Here is a 14600-nt window from a genome sequence, read left to right on the forward strand (position 1 = left end):
TACACCGAGGCCGCGACCCTGCGCATGCTGCTGCTCGGGTTTTCGGCCGGGCTGCCGCTGCTGCTGGTGTTTGGCACGCTGAGCTTCTGGCTGCGCGAGGCCGGCATCGACCGCACCACGATCGGCTACCTGAGCTGGGTCGGCCTGGCCTATGGCTTCAAGTGGGTCTGGGCGCCGCTGGTGGACCGGCTGCCGATTCCGCTGCTGACGCGGCTGCTGGGACGGCGCCGCAGCTGGCTGCTGCTATCGCAGGCGCTGATCATCGCCGCGCTGGTGGGCATGGCGCTGACCGACCCGCGGCTGGCCCTGACGCCGGTGGTGTGGTGCGCGCTGGCGGTGGCGTTTGGCTCGGCCACGCAGGACATCGCGCTCGACGCCTACCGCATCGAGTCGGCCGACACGCCGCGCCAGGCCGCGCTGGCCGCCGCCTACCAGACCGGCTACCGCATCGCGATGATCTGGGCCGGCGCCGGCGCGCTGTGGATAGCGGCGCGCGCCGAGGTGGCCGGTGGCGCGGTCTACCAGCATGGCGCCTGGCAGACGGCCTACCTGGCGATGGCGGCCTCGATGCTGCTGGGCGTGGCCACGGTGCTGCTGTCGCCCGAACCGGCGCCACGCGCGCTGACGCCGGCCCGCAACGCCGCCGAATGGCTCAGGGGCGCGCTGATTGAACCGTTTGCCGATTTTTTGCGCCGCTACGGCCACCGCGCGGTGCTGATCCTGGCGCTGATCGCGGTCTACCGCATCAGCGATGTGGTGATGGGCATCATGGCCAATCCGTTTTATGTGGACATGGGCTACAGCAAGGACGAAGTCGCCGCCGTGACCAAGGTCTTTGGCGTCATCATGACGCTGGTGGGCGCCTTTGTCGGCGGTGCGCTGGCGATGCGCTTTGGCGTGATGCGGGTGCTGATGCTGGGCGCGCTGCTGAGCGCCGCCAGCAACCTGCTGTTTGCCTGGCTGGGCGCGCGCGGGCACGACGTCAATGCGCTGATTTTGGTGATTTCGGCCGACAACCTGGCCAGCGGCATCGCCTCGGCGGCCTTCATTGCCTACCTGTCGAGCCTGACCAACGTCAATTATTCGGCCACCCAGTACGCGCTGTTCAGCTCCATGATGCTGCTGCTGCCGAAGTTTCTGGCCGGCTATTCGGGCACTTTTGTCGATGCCTATGGTTACAGCCAGTTTTTCACCGCCACCGCCGTGCTGGGCCTGCCGGTGCTGCTGCTGGTGTGGCTTGCCTCCAGGCAAATACCGGCTCCAGCCCCCTGAAAACAGGCGTGGTTAGCTATTGATTAAATAGCAAAACGCGGCCTTCCAGGGCCGGGCGTCAAAGGCGTATGCTGCAAGCCAAACGCTGCGGTTTACCGCAACTTTACGATGGCTTCAAGCGCACTTGTCGCGCCCGGCGCACCATGCACCGGACAGGGTGGCACCCGTGCGCCCGCTGCAACCGAGGACCCGACCATGACACAGCAACTGTTGATGATTGAAGACGACACCCGCCTGGCCGCCATGGTGGGCGAATACCTGCGCCAGTCGGGCTACGGCTTTACCCATGCGGCCGACGGCGCCGCCGGCTTGACCGCGCTGCAGGCCAGCCCGCCGGATCTGGTGATTCTGGACCTGATGCTGCCCGACATGGACGGCCTGGAGGTGTGCCGCCGCATCAAGGGCCAGGGCGGCGCGGGCGCCAGCGCCGCCGTGCTGATGCTGACCGCCAAGGGCGACCCGATGGACCGCATCGTCGGCCTGGAAATCGGCGCCGACGACTACCTGCCCAAGCCGTTTGAGCCGCGCGAGCTGCTGGCGCGCATACGCGCCGTGCTGCGCCGCGGCGGCGAGGCCGGCAGCGGCGGCGCCGCCGCGGAAGGCCACAAGCTCATGCGCTTTGGCTCGCTCGAGATTGACCGCGATGCGCGCAGCGTCTCGGTGTCGGGCACTGCCTGCGAGCTGACCTCTTACCAGTTCGACCTGCTGGTGGCCCTGGCCGAGCGCGCCGGCCGGGTGCTGAGCCGCGACCAGATCATGGAGGCCGTGCGCGGACGCGAGCTGGAAGCCTTTGACCGCTCGATCGACGTGCACATGGGCCGCATCCGCAACGCCATCGAGCTCGATGCCAAGGACCCGAAACGCATTCTCACGGTGCGCGGTGTCGGCTATGTGTTTGCCAAGCAGCAAGACTGACCGGAGCCGCCCGTGAGCCGACTTGGCATCAATATGTGGGCCCGCTTTGCGTCCCACCTCTACGTGCGCATCTGGCTGGCCGTGGTGGCCACCGTGCTGCTGCTGACCTTTCTGGTCGGCGCCGCCTGGCAGCTTGACCGCGACCCGCCGCTGCTGCCGATACGCGAGGTGCTGGTGCACAACGCGCAGGGCGAGGTGATTGGCACGGCGCAAACCAAACCCGACCGCCGCTTTGGCGAGGACCTGGAGTTTGACGTCGTCACCAAGGACGGCCAGACGCTGAACCTGCTGCTGCCCCGGCCGAGGCGCCCGCCCGGTGGCGCGCCCTGGATGCGGCCGCCGTTTGGCTTTGGCTTTGGCTGGATGCTGGGCCTGGTGGGCCTGGCGGTGGCGCTGGGCGCCTACCCGGTGATGCGGCGCCTGACGCTGCGGCTGGAGGCGCTGCAGCGCGGCGTCGAGCGCTGGGGCGCGGGCGACCTGTCGGCGCGCATGCAGGTCGAAGGCACTGACGAAGTGGCGTTTCTGGCCCGGCGCTTTAACCACGCGGCCGAGCGCATTGAAACCCTGATGGATTCGCACAAGTCGCTGCTGGCCAATGCCTCGCACGAGCTGCGCTCGCCGCTGGCGCGCATCCGCATGAGCCTGGAGTTGTTAGCCCCCACGCTCGGCACTGACGTGTCCTCTCTGCCCCCCGAGGGGGCTGGCCTGGCTTGGGGCGGCCCGGCGCAGCGGCCGTTCGCGTCCACGCTGGAGAGCCGCCAGAAAATTGAAATCCTGCGCAGCATCAACGAGCTGGACCAGCTGATCGACGAAATCCTGCTGGCCAGCCGGCTCGATGCGCGCCAGGCCGATGCCGAGCCCTTTGAGACGCTGGACCTGACCGGGCTGGCGGCCGAGGAATGCGCGCGCGTCAATGCCGAGCTGAACGCCGATCTGGGCTCGGCATCCAGCGCGCACAGCCTGACGCTCGAAGGCTCACCGCGGCTGCTGCGCCGGCTGATTCGCAACCTGCTGGAAAACGCCAGGCGCTACAGCCAGGGCGACATCAGCCTGGAACTGGCGCAAACCCGGGTCGGCAGCCAGCCGCTGGCCGTCATCAAGGTGCATGACCGCGGCCCGGGCGTGCCGGCCGACCAGCGCGAGCGGATTTTCGAGCCGTTTTACCGCCTGCCCGGCGCCAGCGAACGCGAAGGCGGCGTGGGGCTGGGGCTGGCGCTGGTCAAGTCCATCAGCCAGCGCCACGGCGGCAGCGTGCGCTGCGAAGCGCGGCCCGGTGGCGGCGCCTCCTTTGTGGTCGCGCTACCGCTCAGCTCGCAAAAAACGTGAACTAAGTCACGTCAAGCACCACTTTTATCGAGAAAAACCCGCGCCATCCCCCGTTTGGGTAATGGTCAAAAGCGCCCGCCTGAGCCAAAGTAAGGCTGTTGCTGTCACAACACTCCGGAAATTTCAGGAAATCAACGACCCGGGCCGCAAGCCCCAAAAGTCGGAAGAATCTATGGGGTCTCCCAAAGAGTCCTCCCGACGGAGGATTTTCCACAAGCCGCCTTCGGGTGGCTTTTTTTTGGCCGCTGCGGTCCGACAGGCTGCGACCCCGAGGCCTAGGCCAGCGGCAAATCCATCAGCCCGGCCAGCGCCACGGAGGGCGCGTCGCGCCAGACCAGGTGGGTACGGTTGCGCCTGAGCCGCAGCGGCAACTCATGCAGCTGCACGTCGTCGGTGGCCTTGAGCGCGGCCAGCAGGGAGCGCGGCACGATGGCCACGCCCGTGCCCGCCGAGACGCAGGCAATCATCGCCTGGTAAGAGGCAAACTCGAGCACCCGGCCCGGCATCACGCGGGCCCGCCCGAGCCAGTCTTCAAGGCACTTTCGGTACGAGCAGCCACTGGCAAAGGCGATCAGCGTCGCGCCGCGCAACTGCGCCGGCCTGGCGATTTTGCGCTGGCCGTGCGCGGTGATCAGCACCAGCTCTTCATCAAAAAGTGGCCGCGAACTGAGTTCGGGCGCCGTGAAGGGTTCGGAAACGAACGCGGCTTCAAGCTCGTAGTTCGCCACCTTGTGCACCAGCGCCGCCGTGGTGCCGGTCACGAGCTCGACCGTCACCGCCGGAAACGTCAGGTGGTAACGCGAGAGCACGGCGGGCAAGCGGCTGCCAGCCGTGCTTTCGAGCGAACCGAGGCGGAAAACGCCACGCGGCTGCCCGGCCTGCAGGGCGCTTTGCGCCTCATCGGCGAGCCGGAACAGGCGGTCGGCATACTGCACCAGCAACTGCCCTTCGGGCGTCAGCACCAGCGCGCGGCCCTGGCGGCGAAACAGCGCGACGCCCAGGCGCTGTTCCAGCTGGCTTACGCGCGTTGTCACGTTCGACTGCACCCGGTGCAATTTGCGCGCGGCGCGGATGATGCCGCCTTCGCTCACGACGGCCCGAAAAATCTGCAGCGAGTCCAGGTCCAGCATTCTCATAAACAGAATGAAAGTTCAGAATTATTCATTTGTCAACTTTAGCGGAGCTCGCTCTAATGGGTCCATGCCCGCTCCGCAAGCCCTTGCCACCAATGTTGCCGCCGCGCCCCTGAGCGCCGGCCGGGCCTGCCTGGCGGGCTTTGTGGCGCTGGTGATTGCCATGGGCATAGGGCGTTTTGCCTTTACCCCGCTGCTGCCGCTGATGCAGGCCGCCGGCCAGCTGGACCTCACGGCGGCTGCCTGGCTGGCCAGCGCCAATTACCTGGGCTATTTCGCCGGCGCCAGCACGGTGTCGCGGCTCGGGTTGAACCCCCAAACGCTGATCCGCGCCAGCGTGCCGCTGATCGCCCTGCTGACAGCGGCGATGAGCTGGACCGACCAGATGGCCGGGTGGTTCGCGCTGCGTTTTGGCGCCGGCGTGCTGAGCGCCTGGGTGCTGGTCGGCACCAGTGCCTGGTGCCTGGCCGAACTGGCGCGAAGCGGCCGGCCGGCGCTGGCCGGCTTGCTTTACGCCGGCGTCGGCACGGGCATCAGCCTGGCCGGCCTCTATTGCCTGCTGGGCGCCGGGCTGCAGCTGCCGGCCACGACGCTCTGGTGGCAGCTCGGGGCGCTGGCCGCGCTGCTGGCCGCGGCCGTGCTGGTGCTGGTTCCCGCAGCCGACGGCCCGGAGCGGTCCGCCGCGCCAGTGGCCGCAGCCGCTGCCTCGGCCGACGCTTCCCCCCCGGCGCAACGCCGGCTCGTCATCGCCTATGGCTGCTTTGGCTTTGGCTACATTTTGCCGGCCACTTTTTTGCCCGCCATGGCGCGCGCCGTGCTGGACGACCCGGCGTTTTTCGGCTGGGCCTGGCCGGTGTTCGGCCTGGCGGCGGCGGCTTCCACCTGGCTGGCGAGCCGCTATTTTTCCAGCGCGTCGCGCATCCAGCTTTGGGTCGCCAGCCAGTTGCTGATGGCCGCAGGCACGGCCCTGCCGGCCTTCTGGCCCTCGGCTGCCACGGTGCTGCTATCGGCTACCCTGGTCGGCGGCAGCTTCATGGTCATCACCATGGCCGGGCTGCAGGAAGCCAGGGCGCGCGCGGGTGCGCAGGCCACCCGGCTGCTCGGGCAAATGACGGCGGCATTCGCCGTCGGCCAGATCGCCGGGCCCATCGCCTCGGCCCTGCTGGGCCTGGGCTTTGCGGGCGCCATGGACGGCATTCGCGTTGCGCTGGTCATTGCCACGCTGGTGCTGGTCGCCAGCGCGCTGTGGCTGCTGCGGCGCTGGCCCCTCACCATTATTCAACCCAAGGACCTCCCCCATGAACCCTAAAGACAAGCCGGCCGGCCAGCCATTTGCCGTGCCGCAAGGTTTTTCACCGCAAGCGCAGGACCGGCTGCCGCCGATGGCGCGCGCTGACATGACGCCAGCGCAGCAGGCCGCCGCCGACGCCCTGGTGGCCGGGCCGCGCAAGGCGGTCTTCGGCCCCTTCATCGCGCTGCTGCGCAGCCCGGAGCTGATGAGCCGGCTCGGCAAGGTCGGCGAGTACCTGCGCTTCGACAGCGTGCTCGATGCCCGCATTCGCGAGCTGGTCATGTGCGTGGTGGCGCGCGCGGTCGGCAACCAGTTCGAGTGGCTGATGCACGCCCCGCTGGCCCTGCAAGCCGGGGTGGCCGCGCCCACCCTCGCGTCGGTCGCTGCCGGCAAGCACCCGCGCGGCTTGCCGGCCGACGAACTGGCGGCGCTCGAGCTGGCGCAGGAGGTGTTGCAGCACCACGGCGCCAGCGATGGGAGCTATGCCGAAGCGTTGGCGCTGTTTGGCGAGCAGGGCGTGGTGGAGCTGGTCAGCCTGGTCGGTTACTTCGTGACCGTCTGCTGGGTCATGAACGTTGCGCGCACGCCGGCGCCGGGCGTGCCGGGCCTTAGCGCGCTGGCGGCGTTCCCGCCGTGACGGCGGAGGCAGCGGCGCCCTGCGCCAACAACTGCCGCACCCGATCCGGGCCGATGTCGTTGAGGCAGCGGGTGTGGCCGAGCGGGCAATCGCGCGCAAAGCAGGGCGCGCAGTCCAGCGGCGGCTGGTAGGCCGCATCGTTTTTCAGCCAGATCACGCTGGCCTGTTCGCTCAGCGGCGGCGTGTGCAGCGGGCTGGACGAGCCGAAAATCGCCACCTGCGGCGTGCCAAACGCGGCCGCCACATGCATCAGGCCGGAGTCGTTGCTGATGACGCTTTTTGCGGCAGCGATGGCGCACAAGGCCTGCACCAGTGTGGTTTTACCCGCCAGGTTGCGGCAATGGCCGGGCGCGGCGGCGCTGATTTCCTCGCACAGGGCCGCCTCCTTGCCCGAGCCGAGCAACAGCACCGGCAAATCGAGCGAACGCGCCAGCGCGGCAAAATGCGCGGCCGGCCAGCGTTTGGCCGGGCCGAACTCGGCGCCCGGCGCAAACACCACATAGCCGCCGCGCTGCAGGCCCAGCGCCTGCAGCGCGGCATCGACTTCGGCGACCGCCAGCTGCAGATGCGGCCGGTCGGCTTGCAGCCCGGCCTCGCCACTGAGCGCCGAATAAAACGCCACCATGGGCGGCTTGTCCCTGGGGTTTTTCAGCCGCTGCGTGAGCAGCCCCACGCGCGCCTCGCCAAAGTAGCCGATGCGCTCGGGAATGCTGGCCAGAAACGGCAGCAGCGCGCTTTTCAGCGAGTTGGGCAGCACGTAGGCCTTGTCAAACCGGCCCTCGACCTGCCGGGCAATGGCGCGGCGCGCCTTGAACTGCAGGCCGCCATGGGCAAACGGAAATTCAATCACCTCGGCCACCTGCGGCATGGCCCGGTACACCGGCGCCACCCAGGGCAAGGCGCCCACCGTGAGGCGCTCACCGCGCGCCGCGAGGCGCCGCAGCAGCGGCTCGGTCATCACGGCATCGCCTATCCACTGCGGCGCGATGATGAGGGAGTTCAGCGTTTGCGCGTTAGCTGTCATCGGCCGCAGCGCCGGGCCGCCCCAAGCAAGGCCAGCCCCTTATCGCGAATAAAGGGGCAGCGCATTACACGAAGTGAAAAGCATGGGGGCTTAATGTGCACCACCGAAGTGCTCGCCCTCTTTGAGCTGGTACACCGTGCCGCAGTAAGGGCACTTGGCTGCTCCGGTGCGGGCCACGTCCAGGTAGACCTTGGGGTGGCTGTTCCAGAGCTTCATGTCGGCCTTGGGGCTGGGGCAGTAGACGCCGCCCTGGTCGTTGAGGTCGGCCGCCAGCAGTTCGACGTTGAATGATTTGGTCATAAATTCCTTGGTCAATTTGGAGAAGCCGCAGCGCCGCCGGGCCGCCCCAAGGCGACTGCAGCCCCCTCGGGGGGCAGCGCAGTACACGCAGTGACAAGCGTGGGGGCCATATGTTCAGATTTTCGCCAGCCAGTGGGCGTATTTCGGATTGCGGCCGTTGACGATGTCAAAGAAGGCGCTCTGGATTTTCTCGGTGATGGGGCCGCGCGAGCCGGCGCCGATCTCGATGCGGTCGAGCTCGCGAATCGGCGTGACTTCGGCGGCGGTGCCGGTAAAAAATGCTTCGTCGCTGATGTAGACCTCGTCGCGCGTGATGCGTTTTTGCACCAGTTCCAGCCCCAGGTCCTTGCAGATGTGCAGCACGGTGTTGCGCGTGATGCCGTTGAGCGCGCCGGCCGACAGGTCGGGCGTGTAGACCACGCCGCCCTTGATGACAAAAATGTTCTCCCCCGCGCCTTCGCTGACAAAACCCGAGGCGTCGAGCAGCAGGGCTTCGTCGTAACCGTCGTCCAGCGCTTCCATGTTGGCCAGAATCGAGTTGGTGTAGTTGCTGACCGCCTTGGCCTGCGTCATGGTGATGTTGACGTGGTGCCGCGTGTAGCTGGAGGTCTTGACGCGGATGCCGCGCTTCATGCCTTCTTCGCCGAGGTAGGCGCCCCAGGCCCAGGCCGCCACCATCAGGTGGATCTGGTTGCCCTTGGGGCTGACGCCGAGCTTTTGCGAGCCAATCCAGGTCAGCGGGCGCAGGTAGCAGCTCTCCAGCTGGTTCTCACGCACCACGGCTTTTTGTGCTTCGTTGACTTCTTCCTTGGAAAAAGGAATCTTCATGCGCAGGATCTTGGCGCTGTTGAACAGGCGCTCGGTGTGCTCCTCGAGCCGGAAAATCGCCGTGCCGCCATCGGCCGTCTTGTAGGCGCGCACGCCTTCAAACGCGCCGCAGCCGTAATGCAGGGTGTGGCTCAGCACATGAATCTTGGCGTCGCGCCAGTCAACCATCTGGCCGTCCATCCAGATCTTGCCGTCGCGGTCGTCCAGGGGAGGGGCTACTGGGGCCATGGTGCGTTCCTGTGGGGATGTTGAAGAAAGCCTGATTTTACGAGGCCGCCTGATCGGGCCGGAAAAGCTCGTGCTGCGCCAGCTTGCCGCCGACAAAGGTGCAGGTCACATGCGAGGCCGTGCCATCGGTCCAGCGAAACAGCTCGGGCTGCTCGTCCCTGGCCGATTGGCGCTCGCCCAGCGCCCGCGTCATGGCAATCACATGCATCAGGGTCATGCCGGGCTTGAGCCTGGCATTGAGCATGACGGCGCTGTCGACATGGCCAATCGGCCGGTTGGCGGCGCGCTTTAACACCTGCATCATGCGGCTGAAATGCAGCAGTAGCCAGAACACCAGCACGCTGGCAGCGGCAGCCACACCGGGCCAGCCATAAAAGCGGTAAGCCAGCACCACGCCCGCCAGGCCGACGACGGGAACCATAATTTTCTGAAAGTTCATGGCGCTATTTTCGCAGCGCTGGCGCCGGGCCCGCCCTGTGGGGAGTGCGTAGCCGCCCGGCGCCGCGTTTTTTCGCGTTTTACAGGTGTTTTAGGCCTCTAGCCCTCGTACAACGTGCGCCTGCAGCTATTGTTTTAATAGCATCAGTTTTTCAGTCCAGGCGCCGCACCACCTCCAGCGCCTGCTCGATGCGCTCGACGGCGTGGATGGTCAGGCCCTCGATCGGCTTCCTGGGCGCATTGGCCTTGGGCACCACGGCCACGCTAAAACCCAGCTTGGCGGCTTCCTTCAGCCGCTCCTGGCCGCGTGGCGCGGGCCGCACTTCACCGGCCAGGCCGACTTCGCCAAAGGCAATAAAGCCCTTGGGCAGCGGCTTGCCGCGCAGGCTGGAGGTAATCGCCAGCATCACCGCCAGATCGGCCGCCGGCTCGCTGATGCGCACGCCGCCCACCGCGTTGACGAACACGTCCTGGTCCATGCAGGCGACCCCGGCATGGCGGTGCAGCACCGCCAGCAGCATGGCCAGCCGGTCCTTGTCCAGACCCACGCTGAGGCGTCTTGGCGAAGGCCCGCCGTTGTCGACCAGCGCCTGAATCTCGACCAGTAGGGGCCGCGTGCCTTCGAGCGTGACCAGCACGCAGCTGCCGGGCACCGGCTCGCTGTGCTGGCTCAAGAAGATCGCGCTCGGATTGGTCACGCCCTTCAGGCCTTTTTCGGTCATGGCAAAGACGCCGATCTCGTTGACCGCGCCAAAGCGGTTCTTGATGGCGCGCACCAGCCGGAAGCTCGAATGCGTGTCGCCTTCAAAGTAGAGCACGGTGTCGACCATGTGCTCGAGCACGCGCGGGCCGGCCAGCGCGCCCTCTTTCGTGACATGGCCGACCAGCACGATGCAGACGCCGCTCGATTTCGCCGCGCGCGTCAGGTGCGCCGCGCACTCGCGCACCTGCGCCACCGAGCCGGGGGCCGAGGTCAGCTGGTCGGAATACACGGTCTGGATCGAGTCAATCACCGCGATGTCGGGCTGCAGCGCCTCCAGCGTGGCCAGGATTTTGTCGAGCTGGATTTCGGCCATCACCTTGACCTGCGAGCCGTCCAGCCCGAGCCGGCGCGAGCGCAGCGCGACCTGCGCGCCGCTTTCCTCGCCGGTGACGTACAAAGTGCCCCCACGCTTCCCCACTGCGTGTGGGTCGCTGCCCCCCGAGGGGGCCTTCGCGCCTTGGGGCGGCCCGGCGGCGCTCAAGCGCGCGTCGAAGGCGCGCTGCAGCGAATCGAGCGCCTGCAGCAGCAGCGTCGATTTGCCGATGCCGGGGTCGCCGCCTATCAGCACCACGCCGCCTTCGACAATGCCGCCGCCCAGCACCCGGTCCAGCTCCTCGTGGCCGGTGGGCGTGCGCTGCATGTCGGTGGCGTCGATGTCGGCCAGGGTGGTGACTTCAGAGGCCCTGGCCAGGCCCTGGCGCGGGCTGCTGTAGCGGTTTTTGCCGCCGGCGCTGTCGGCGACCGACTCGATCAGCGTGTTCCAGGCATTGCAGGCCGGGCACTTGCCCAGCCACTTGGGGCTGCTGCCGCCGCATTCGGTGCAGGTGTAGATCGTCTTTTCTTTTTGGGCCATGGTTTGAATATAGCGGCCCGGGCCGGCGGAAATTCACACAGACGGTGCAGAGCGTGAATAATTGCGGGCTTCAGGGCGGTGTTTTGCCAGCCGTCGTTTGCTATTAAATCAATAGCTGCAGGTGCTTATTATTCGTGGGCTAGCGACCATTTTGATTCATTTTTTGAGGCTGAACCGATGAAAACAGGCATTTACGGCGCGGGCGCCATTGGCGGCTGGATAGGCGGCGCGTTGGCGCGGGTCGGCTGCCCGGTCAGCGTGGTGGCGCGCGGCGCGACGCTGCAGGCGCTGCGACAGCACGGCCTGCGGCTGAACCAGGCCGGCGCCCTCAGCGCGCAGGCCGTGGCCTGCAGCGACAACCCGGCCGAGCTGGGCGTGCAGGACCTGGTGGTGCTGGCGGTCAAGGCGCCGTCGCTACCCGAGGTGGCGCGCCACATCGCGCCGCTGCTCGGCCCCGACACCCTGGTGCTGACCGCCATGAACGGCGTGCCCTGGTGGTTTTTGCAGGGCTTTGGCGGCGCGCTGGCCGGCACGCCGTTGAACGCGGTGGACCCCGGCGGCGAACTGGCGCGGGCGATACCCGCGCCGCACATCGTCGGCTGCGTGGTGCACGCCAGTTGCTCGCTGGACGCGCCGGGTCTGGTGCGCCATCACTTTGGCAACAAGCTGATTCTGGGCGAGCCCTCGGGCAAAAAAACCGCCCGCGTGCTGCGGCTGGCCGCGCTGCTGCAGCAAGCCGGTTTCGAGGCGCCGGTGTCGGCGCAAATCCAGCACGACATCTGGTTCAAGCTCTGGGGCAACATGACGGTCAACCCGATCAGCGCCCTGACCGGCGCCACCACCGACCGGATCATGGCCGACGCGCAGGTGCGCGGCTTTATCTCGCGCGTGATGCTGGAAGCCAAGGAGATCGGCGCGCGGCTGGGCATCCGCATCGAGCAGCAACCCGAGGACCGCCACGCCGTCACGCTCAAGCTGGGCGCCTTCAAGACCTCGATGCTGCAGGACGTGGAGGCCGGCAAGGCGGTCGAGCTCGATGCGCTGGTGACGGTGGTGCAAGAACTCGGCACGCTGACCGGCGTGGCCACGCCATTTACCGATGCGCTGCTGGGGCTGGCGCGGCTGCAGGCGCGGGTGAAAGGGCTGTACTGACAGGCCGCCCGCTGCAAGGGGCGAATCGGCCACACCCAGTGATTCAGTCCCCCACGACCACCGGCACGCGCTGCGCCAGCGCGCACATCAACTCGTAGCCGACGGTGCCGGCGGCGCGCGCCACCTCGTCGATCGGCAACACAGTGCCATTCGAAGCCCGGCCCCACAGGGTCACTTCACTGCCCATGCCGGCCTCGGGCACCGGCGTCAAGTCGACGGTGATCATGTCCATGCTGACGCGGCCCACCATGCGGCAGCGCACGCCGTGCACCAGCACCGGCGTGCCGGTCGTGCAGTGGCGCGGGTAGCCGTCGGCATAGCCGCAGGCCACCACGCCGATGCGCAGCGGGCCGTCGGCGACAAAGCTGGAGCCGTAGCCCACCGTGTCGCCGGCCGCCAGGTTTTGCAGGCCGATGATCCTGGCCGACAGGGTCATGGCCGGCTGCAGGCCCCAGTCGGCGGCGCTGTGGTCGGGAAAGTCGGGGGCGCTGCCGTACACCGCAATGCCCGGGCGCACCCAGTCGGAGCGGGCCGCCAGCAAGTCGCCATGGCGCAGCAGGCCGGCGCTGTTGCTCAGCGTGCGCTCGCCGGGCAGGTCGTGGGTCACGGCCTCGAAGGCCTTGAGCTGTTCGGCCACGCCCCTGGGGCCGTCGGCGTCCGAGAAATGCGTCATCAGCGAAATCTCTTCCACCTGCGGCAGGGCGTTGAGCCGCGTCCAGGCGGCGCGGTAACGCTCGGGCGTGAAGCCGAGGCGGTTCATGCCGGAGTTCATCTTCAGAAACACGCGCTGCGGCAGCTGGGTCTTGTGCGCCGCCAGCATGTCGACCTGCTCGTTGCAGTGAATCGTGTGCCACAGGCCCAGCCGCGAACACAGCTCCAGGTCGCGCGCCTCGAAGCAGCCTTCGAGCAGCAGAATCGGGCCGCGCCAGTCGAGCGCGCGCAGGCGCTGGGCCTCGGCCAGATCGAGCAGCGCAAAGCCGTCGGCGCTGCGCAGGCCGTCAAAGGCGCGCTCGATGCCGTGGCCGTAGGCGTTGGCCTTGACGATGGCCCAGACCCGCGCGTCCGGTGCGGCCACGCGCACGCGGGCCAGGTTGTGCGTGAACGCGGCGGGGTGAATGGTGGCGAGAATGGGACGGGGCATGGCGAAAAATAGTCCTTGAGGGAGAGTGGCGCGCCTGCATCGCGGCCGGATCTTTAATACAGCGGGTTGACGCTTATTGCCGATTCTGACACCAGCCCCCATGCTATAAACCGGAATCGACCGGAGACATTCACGCATATCTTGCGGCATCAGACCTGCTGATGCATTCCCTGCTGTGATCACAACAAATTAATGAAGCGCGGTTTTTACACCATCATGGCGGCCCAGTTCTTCAGCTCACTGGCTGATAACGCCCTTTTCGTCGCTGCCGTGGAACTGCTGAAAACCAGCGGCGCGCCCAAGTGGCAGCCGGCCGCGCTGGTGCCGATGTTTGCGCTGTTTTACGTGGTGCTGGCGCCGTTTGTCGGCGCCTATGCCGACGCCCGGCCCAAGGGCAACGTCATGTTCATCAGCAACGCCATCAAGATCGTGGGCTGCCTGATGATGCTGTTTGGCTCGCACCCGCTGCTGGCCTATGCGATCGTCGGTCTCGGCGCGGCCGCCTATTCACCGGCCAAGTACGGCATCCTGACCGAGCTGCTGCCGGCCTCGCAACTGGTCAAGGCCAATGGCTGGATCGAGGGCCTGACGATTTCCTCCATCATTCTGGGCGTGCTGCTGGGCGGCCAGCTGATCGGCCAGGCGATGTCGCATCGGCTGCTGGCCTTCGATCTGCCGCTGATCGACACCAGCATTGACACCGCGCCCGAGGCAGCCATTGCCATCCTGATCGTGCTGTACGTCATTGCCGCCTGGTTCAACCTGCGCATTCCGCACACCGGCGTGGAGATGCGGCACATGCCGCACAACAAGCTCGAGCTGCTGCCCGATTTCTGGTACTGCAATGCGGCGCTGTGGCGCGACAAGCTGGGCCAGATCTCGCTGGCCACGACCACGCTGTTCTGGGGCGTTTCGGGCAACCTGCGCTACATCGTGCTGGCCTGGAGCGCGGCGGCGCTGGGCTACAGCACCACGCAGGCCTCGTCGCTGGTGGGCGTGGTGGCGATTGGCACGGCGGCCGGCGCCATTTTGGCCTCGATGCGCATGCGGCTGGACCAGGCCACCCGCGTGATGCCGCTGGGCATTGCCATGGGCCTGCTGGTGATTTTGATGAACTTCATCAGCAATGTCTGGGTCGCCGCGCCTTTTCTGATTCTGCTGGGCGGCCTGGGCGGCTTTCTGGTGGTGCCGATGAACGCGCTGCTGCAGCACCGCGGCCACAACCTGATGGGCGCCGGGCGCTCGATCGCGGTGCAAAACTTCAACGAGCAGGCCTGCATCCTGGCGCTGGGCGCGGGC

Annotated in this window: 14 protein-coding genes; 7 read left to right on the forward strand and 7 right to left on the reverse strand. The window is 67.2% G+C overall.

Annotated features, from left to right (window positions below; genetic code table 11):
- From RMO23_RS04100 to RMO23_RS04110, 3 genes are all read left to right on the forward strand, one after another.
- Positions 1–1272 (forward strand): AmpG family muropeptide MFS transporter (locus tag RMO23_RS04100; RefSeq protein WP_309678829.1); only part of this gene is annotated, 1272 nt, incomplete at its 5' end.
- A 195-nt stretch (positions 1273–1467) separates the two neighbouring features.
- The gene (locus RMO23_RS04105) at positions 1468–2187 is read left to right on the forward strand and encodes a response regulator transcription factor (protein ID WP_309678830.1); all 720 of its coding nucleotides are present in this window, start codon (positions 1468–1470) and stop codon (positions 2185–2187) included.
- Positions 2188–2220: 33 nt separating this feature from the next.
- Positions 2221–3513: an ATP-binding protein gene (locus tag RMO23_RS04110; RefSeq protein ID WP_309678842.1), complete on the forward strand. Its 1293-nt coding sequence runs from the start codon at positions 2221–2223 to the stop codon at positions 3511–3513.
- Positions 3514–3788: 275 nt separating this feature from the next.
- Here the strand turns inward: RMO23_RS04110 and RMO23_RS04115 are convergent, their stop codons facing one another.
- Positions 3789–4649, reverse strand: a complete 861-nt coding sequence (locus tag RMO23_RS04115) for a LysR substrate-binding domain-containing protein (RefSeq protein WP_309678831.1) — start codon at positions 4647–4649, stop codon at positions 3789–3791.
- A gap of 64 nt (positions 4650–4713) precedes the next feature.
- Here RMO23_RS04115 and RMO23_RS04120 point away from each other — a divergent pair, with 64 nt between their 5' ends.
- Positions 4714–5955 (forward strand): YbfB/YjiJ family MFS transporter, encoded by a 1242-nt coding sequence (locus RMO23_RS04120; protein WP_309678832.1) that lies wholly within the window; start codon positions 4714–4716, stop codon positions 5953–5955.
- The gene (locus RMO23_RS04125) at positions 5945–6574 is read left to right on the forward strand and encodes a carboxymuconolactone decarboxylase family protein (RefSeq protein WP_309678833.1); all 630 of its coding nucleotides are present in this window, start codon (positions 5945–5947) and stop codon (positions 6572–6574) included. Before RMO23_RS04120 ends, RMO23_RS04125 begins: the two co-directional genes overlap by 11 nt.
- Here RMO23_RS04125 and waaF read toward each other — a convergent pair.
- From waaF to radA, 5 genes are all read right to left on the reverse strand, one after another.
- Positions 6546–7598: a lipopolysaccharide heptosyltransferase II gene (gene waaF / locus RMO23_RS04130; RefSeq protein WP_309678834.1), complete on the reverse strand. Its 1053-nt coding sequence runs from the start codon at positions 7596–7598 to the stop codon at positions 6546–6548. The genes RMO23_RS04125 and waaF overlap by 29 nt on opposite strands.
- 90 nt (positions 7599–7688) lie before the next feature.
- A complete protein-coding gene (locus RMO23_RS04135; RefSeq protein ID WP_309678835.1) occupies positions 7689–7898 on the reverse strand; it encodes a zinc-finger domain-containing protein in 210 nt (69 codons plus the stop codon).
- A 114-nt stretch (positions 7899–8012) separates the two neighbouring features.
- The gene (locus RMO23_RS04140; RefSeq protein WP_309678836.1) at positions 8013–8954 is read right to left on the reverse strand and encodes a branched-chain amino acid transaminase; all 942 of its coding nucleotides are present in this window, start codon (positions 8952–8954) and stop codon (positions 8013–8015) included.
- Positions 8955–8991: 37 nt separating this feature from the next.
- The gene (locus tag RMO23_RS04145; protein ID WP_309678837.1) at positions 8992–9393 is read right to left on the reverse strand and encodes a glycerate kinase; all 402 of its coding nucleotides are present in this window, start codon (positions 9391–9393) and stop codon (positions 8992–8994) included.
- A 151-nt stretch (positions 9394–9544) separates the two neighbouring features.
- Complete coding sequence (gene radA, locus RMO23_RS04150; RefSeq protein ID WP_309678838.1) at positions 9545–11008, reverse strand: DNA repair protein RadA; 1464 nt, start codon at positions 11006–11008, stop codon at positions 9545–9547.
- 177 nt (positions 11009–11185) lie between these two features.
- On the opposite strand from radA, the gene RMO23_RS04155 reads away from it, so the two are divergent.
- Entirely contained in the window at positions 11186–12160 is a 975-nt protein-coding gene (locus RMO23_RS04155; protein ID WP_309678839.1) for a 2-dehydropantoate 2-reductase, read from the forward strand.
- Positions 12161–12203: 43 nt separating this feature from the next.
- Here the strand turns inward: RMO23_RS04155 and alr are convergent, their stop codons facing one another.
- Positions 12204–13301 (reverse strand): alanine racemase, encoded by a 1098-nt coding sequence (gene alr / locus RMO23_RS04160; protein ID WP_309678840.1) that lies wholly within the window; start codon positions 13299–13301, stop codon positions 12204–12206.
- A gap of 192 nt (positions 13302–13493) precedes the next feature.
- Here alr and lplT point away from each other — a divergent pair.
- The coding region (gene lplT / locus RMO23_RS04165; protein WP_309678841.1) for a lysophospholipid transporter LplT at positions 13494–14600 on the forward strand (1107 nt) is incomplete at its 3' end.

The organism is Polaromonas sp. (genome assembly GCF_031411155.1).
Taxonomy (GTDB): domain Bacteria; phylum Pseudomonadota; class Gammaproteobacteria; order Burkholderiales; family Burkholderiaceae_C; genus Polaromonas.

Excerpts from the sequence above, each read along its gene's own strand:
- RMO23_RS04135 (WP_309678835.1), bottom strand. The coding sequence starts at position 7,898 with ATGACCAAATCATTCAACGTCGAACTGCTGGCGGCCGACCTCAACGAC.
- RMO23_RS04125 (WP_309678833.1), top strand. The coding sequence starts at position 5,945 with ATGAACCCTAAAGACAAGCCGGCCGGCCAGCCATTTGCCGTGCCGCAA.
- RMO23_RS04115 (WP_309678831.1), bottom strand. The coding sequence starts at position 4,649 with ATGAGAATGCTGGACCTGGACTCGCTGCAGATTTTTCGGGCCGTCGTG.
- waaF (WP_309678834.1), bottom strand. The coding sequence starts at position 7,598 with ATGACAGCTAACGCGCAAACGCTGAACTCCCTCATCATCGCGCCGCAG.
- RMO23_RS04140 (WP_309678836.1), bottom strand. The coding sequence starts at position 8,954 with ATGGCCCCAGTAGCCCCTCCCCTGGACGACCGCGACGGCAAGATCTGG.
- RMO23_RS04105 (WP_309678830.1), top strand. The coding sequence starts at position 1,468 with ATGACACAGCAACTGTTGATGATTGAAGACGACACCCGCCTGGCCGCC.
- RMO23_RS04120 (WP_309678832.1), top strand. The coding sequence starts at position 4,714 with ATGCCCGCTCCGCAAGCCCTTGCCACCAATGTTGCCGCCGCGCCCCTG.
- RMO23_RS04155 (WP_309678839.1), top strand. The coding sequence starts at position 11,186 with ATGAAAACAGGCATTTACGGCGCGGGCGCCATTGGCGGCTGGATAGGC.
- radA (WP_309678838.1), bottom strand. The coding sequence starts at position 11,008 with ATGGCCCAAAAAGAAAAGACGATCTACACCTGCACCGAATGCGGCGGC.
- RMO23_RS04110 (WP_309678842.1), top strand. The coding sequence starts at position 2,221 with ATGTGGGCCCGCTTTGCGTCCCACCTCTACGTGCGCATCTGGCTGGCC.
- RMO23_RS04145 (WP_309678837.1), bottom strand. The coding sequence starts at position 9,393 with ATGAACTTTCAGAAAATTATGGTTCCCGTCGTCGGCCTGGCGGGCGTG.
- alr (WP_309678840.1), bottom strand. The coding sequence starts at position 13,301 with ATGCCCCGTCCCATTCTCGCCACCATTCACCCCGCCGCGTTCACGCAC.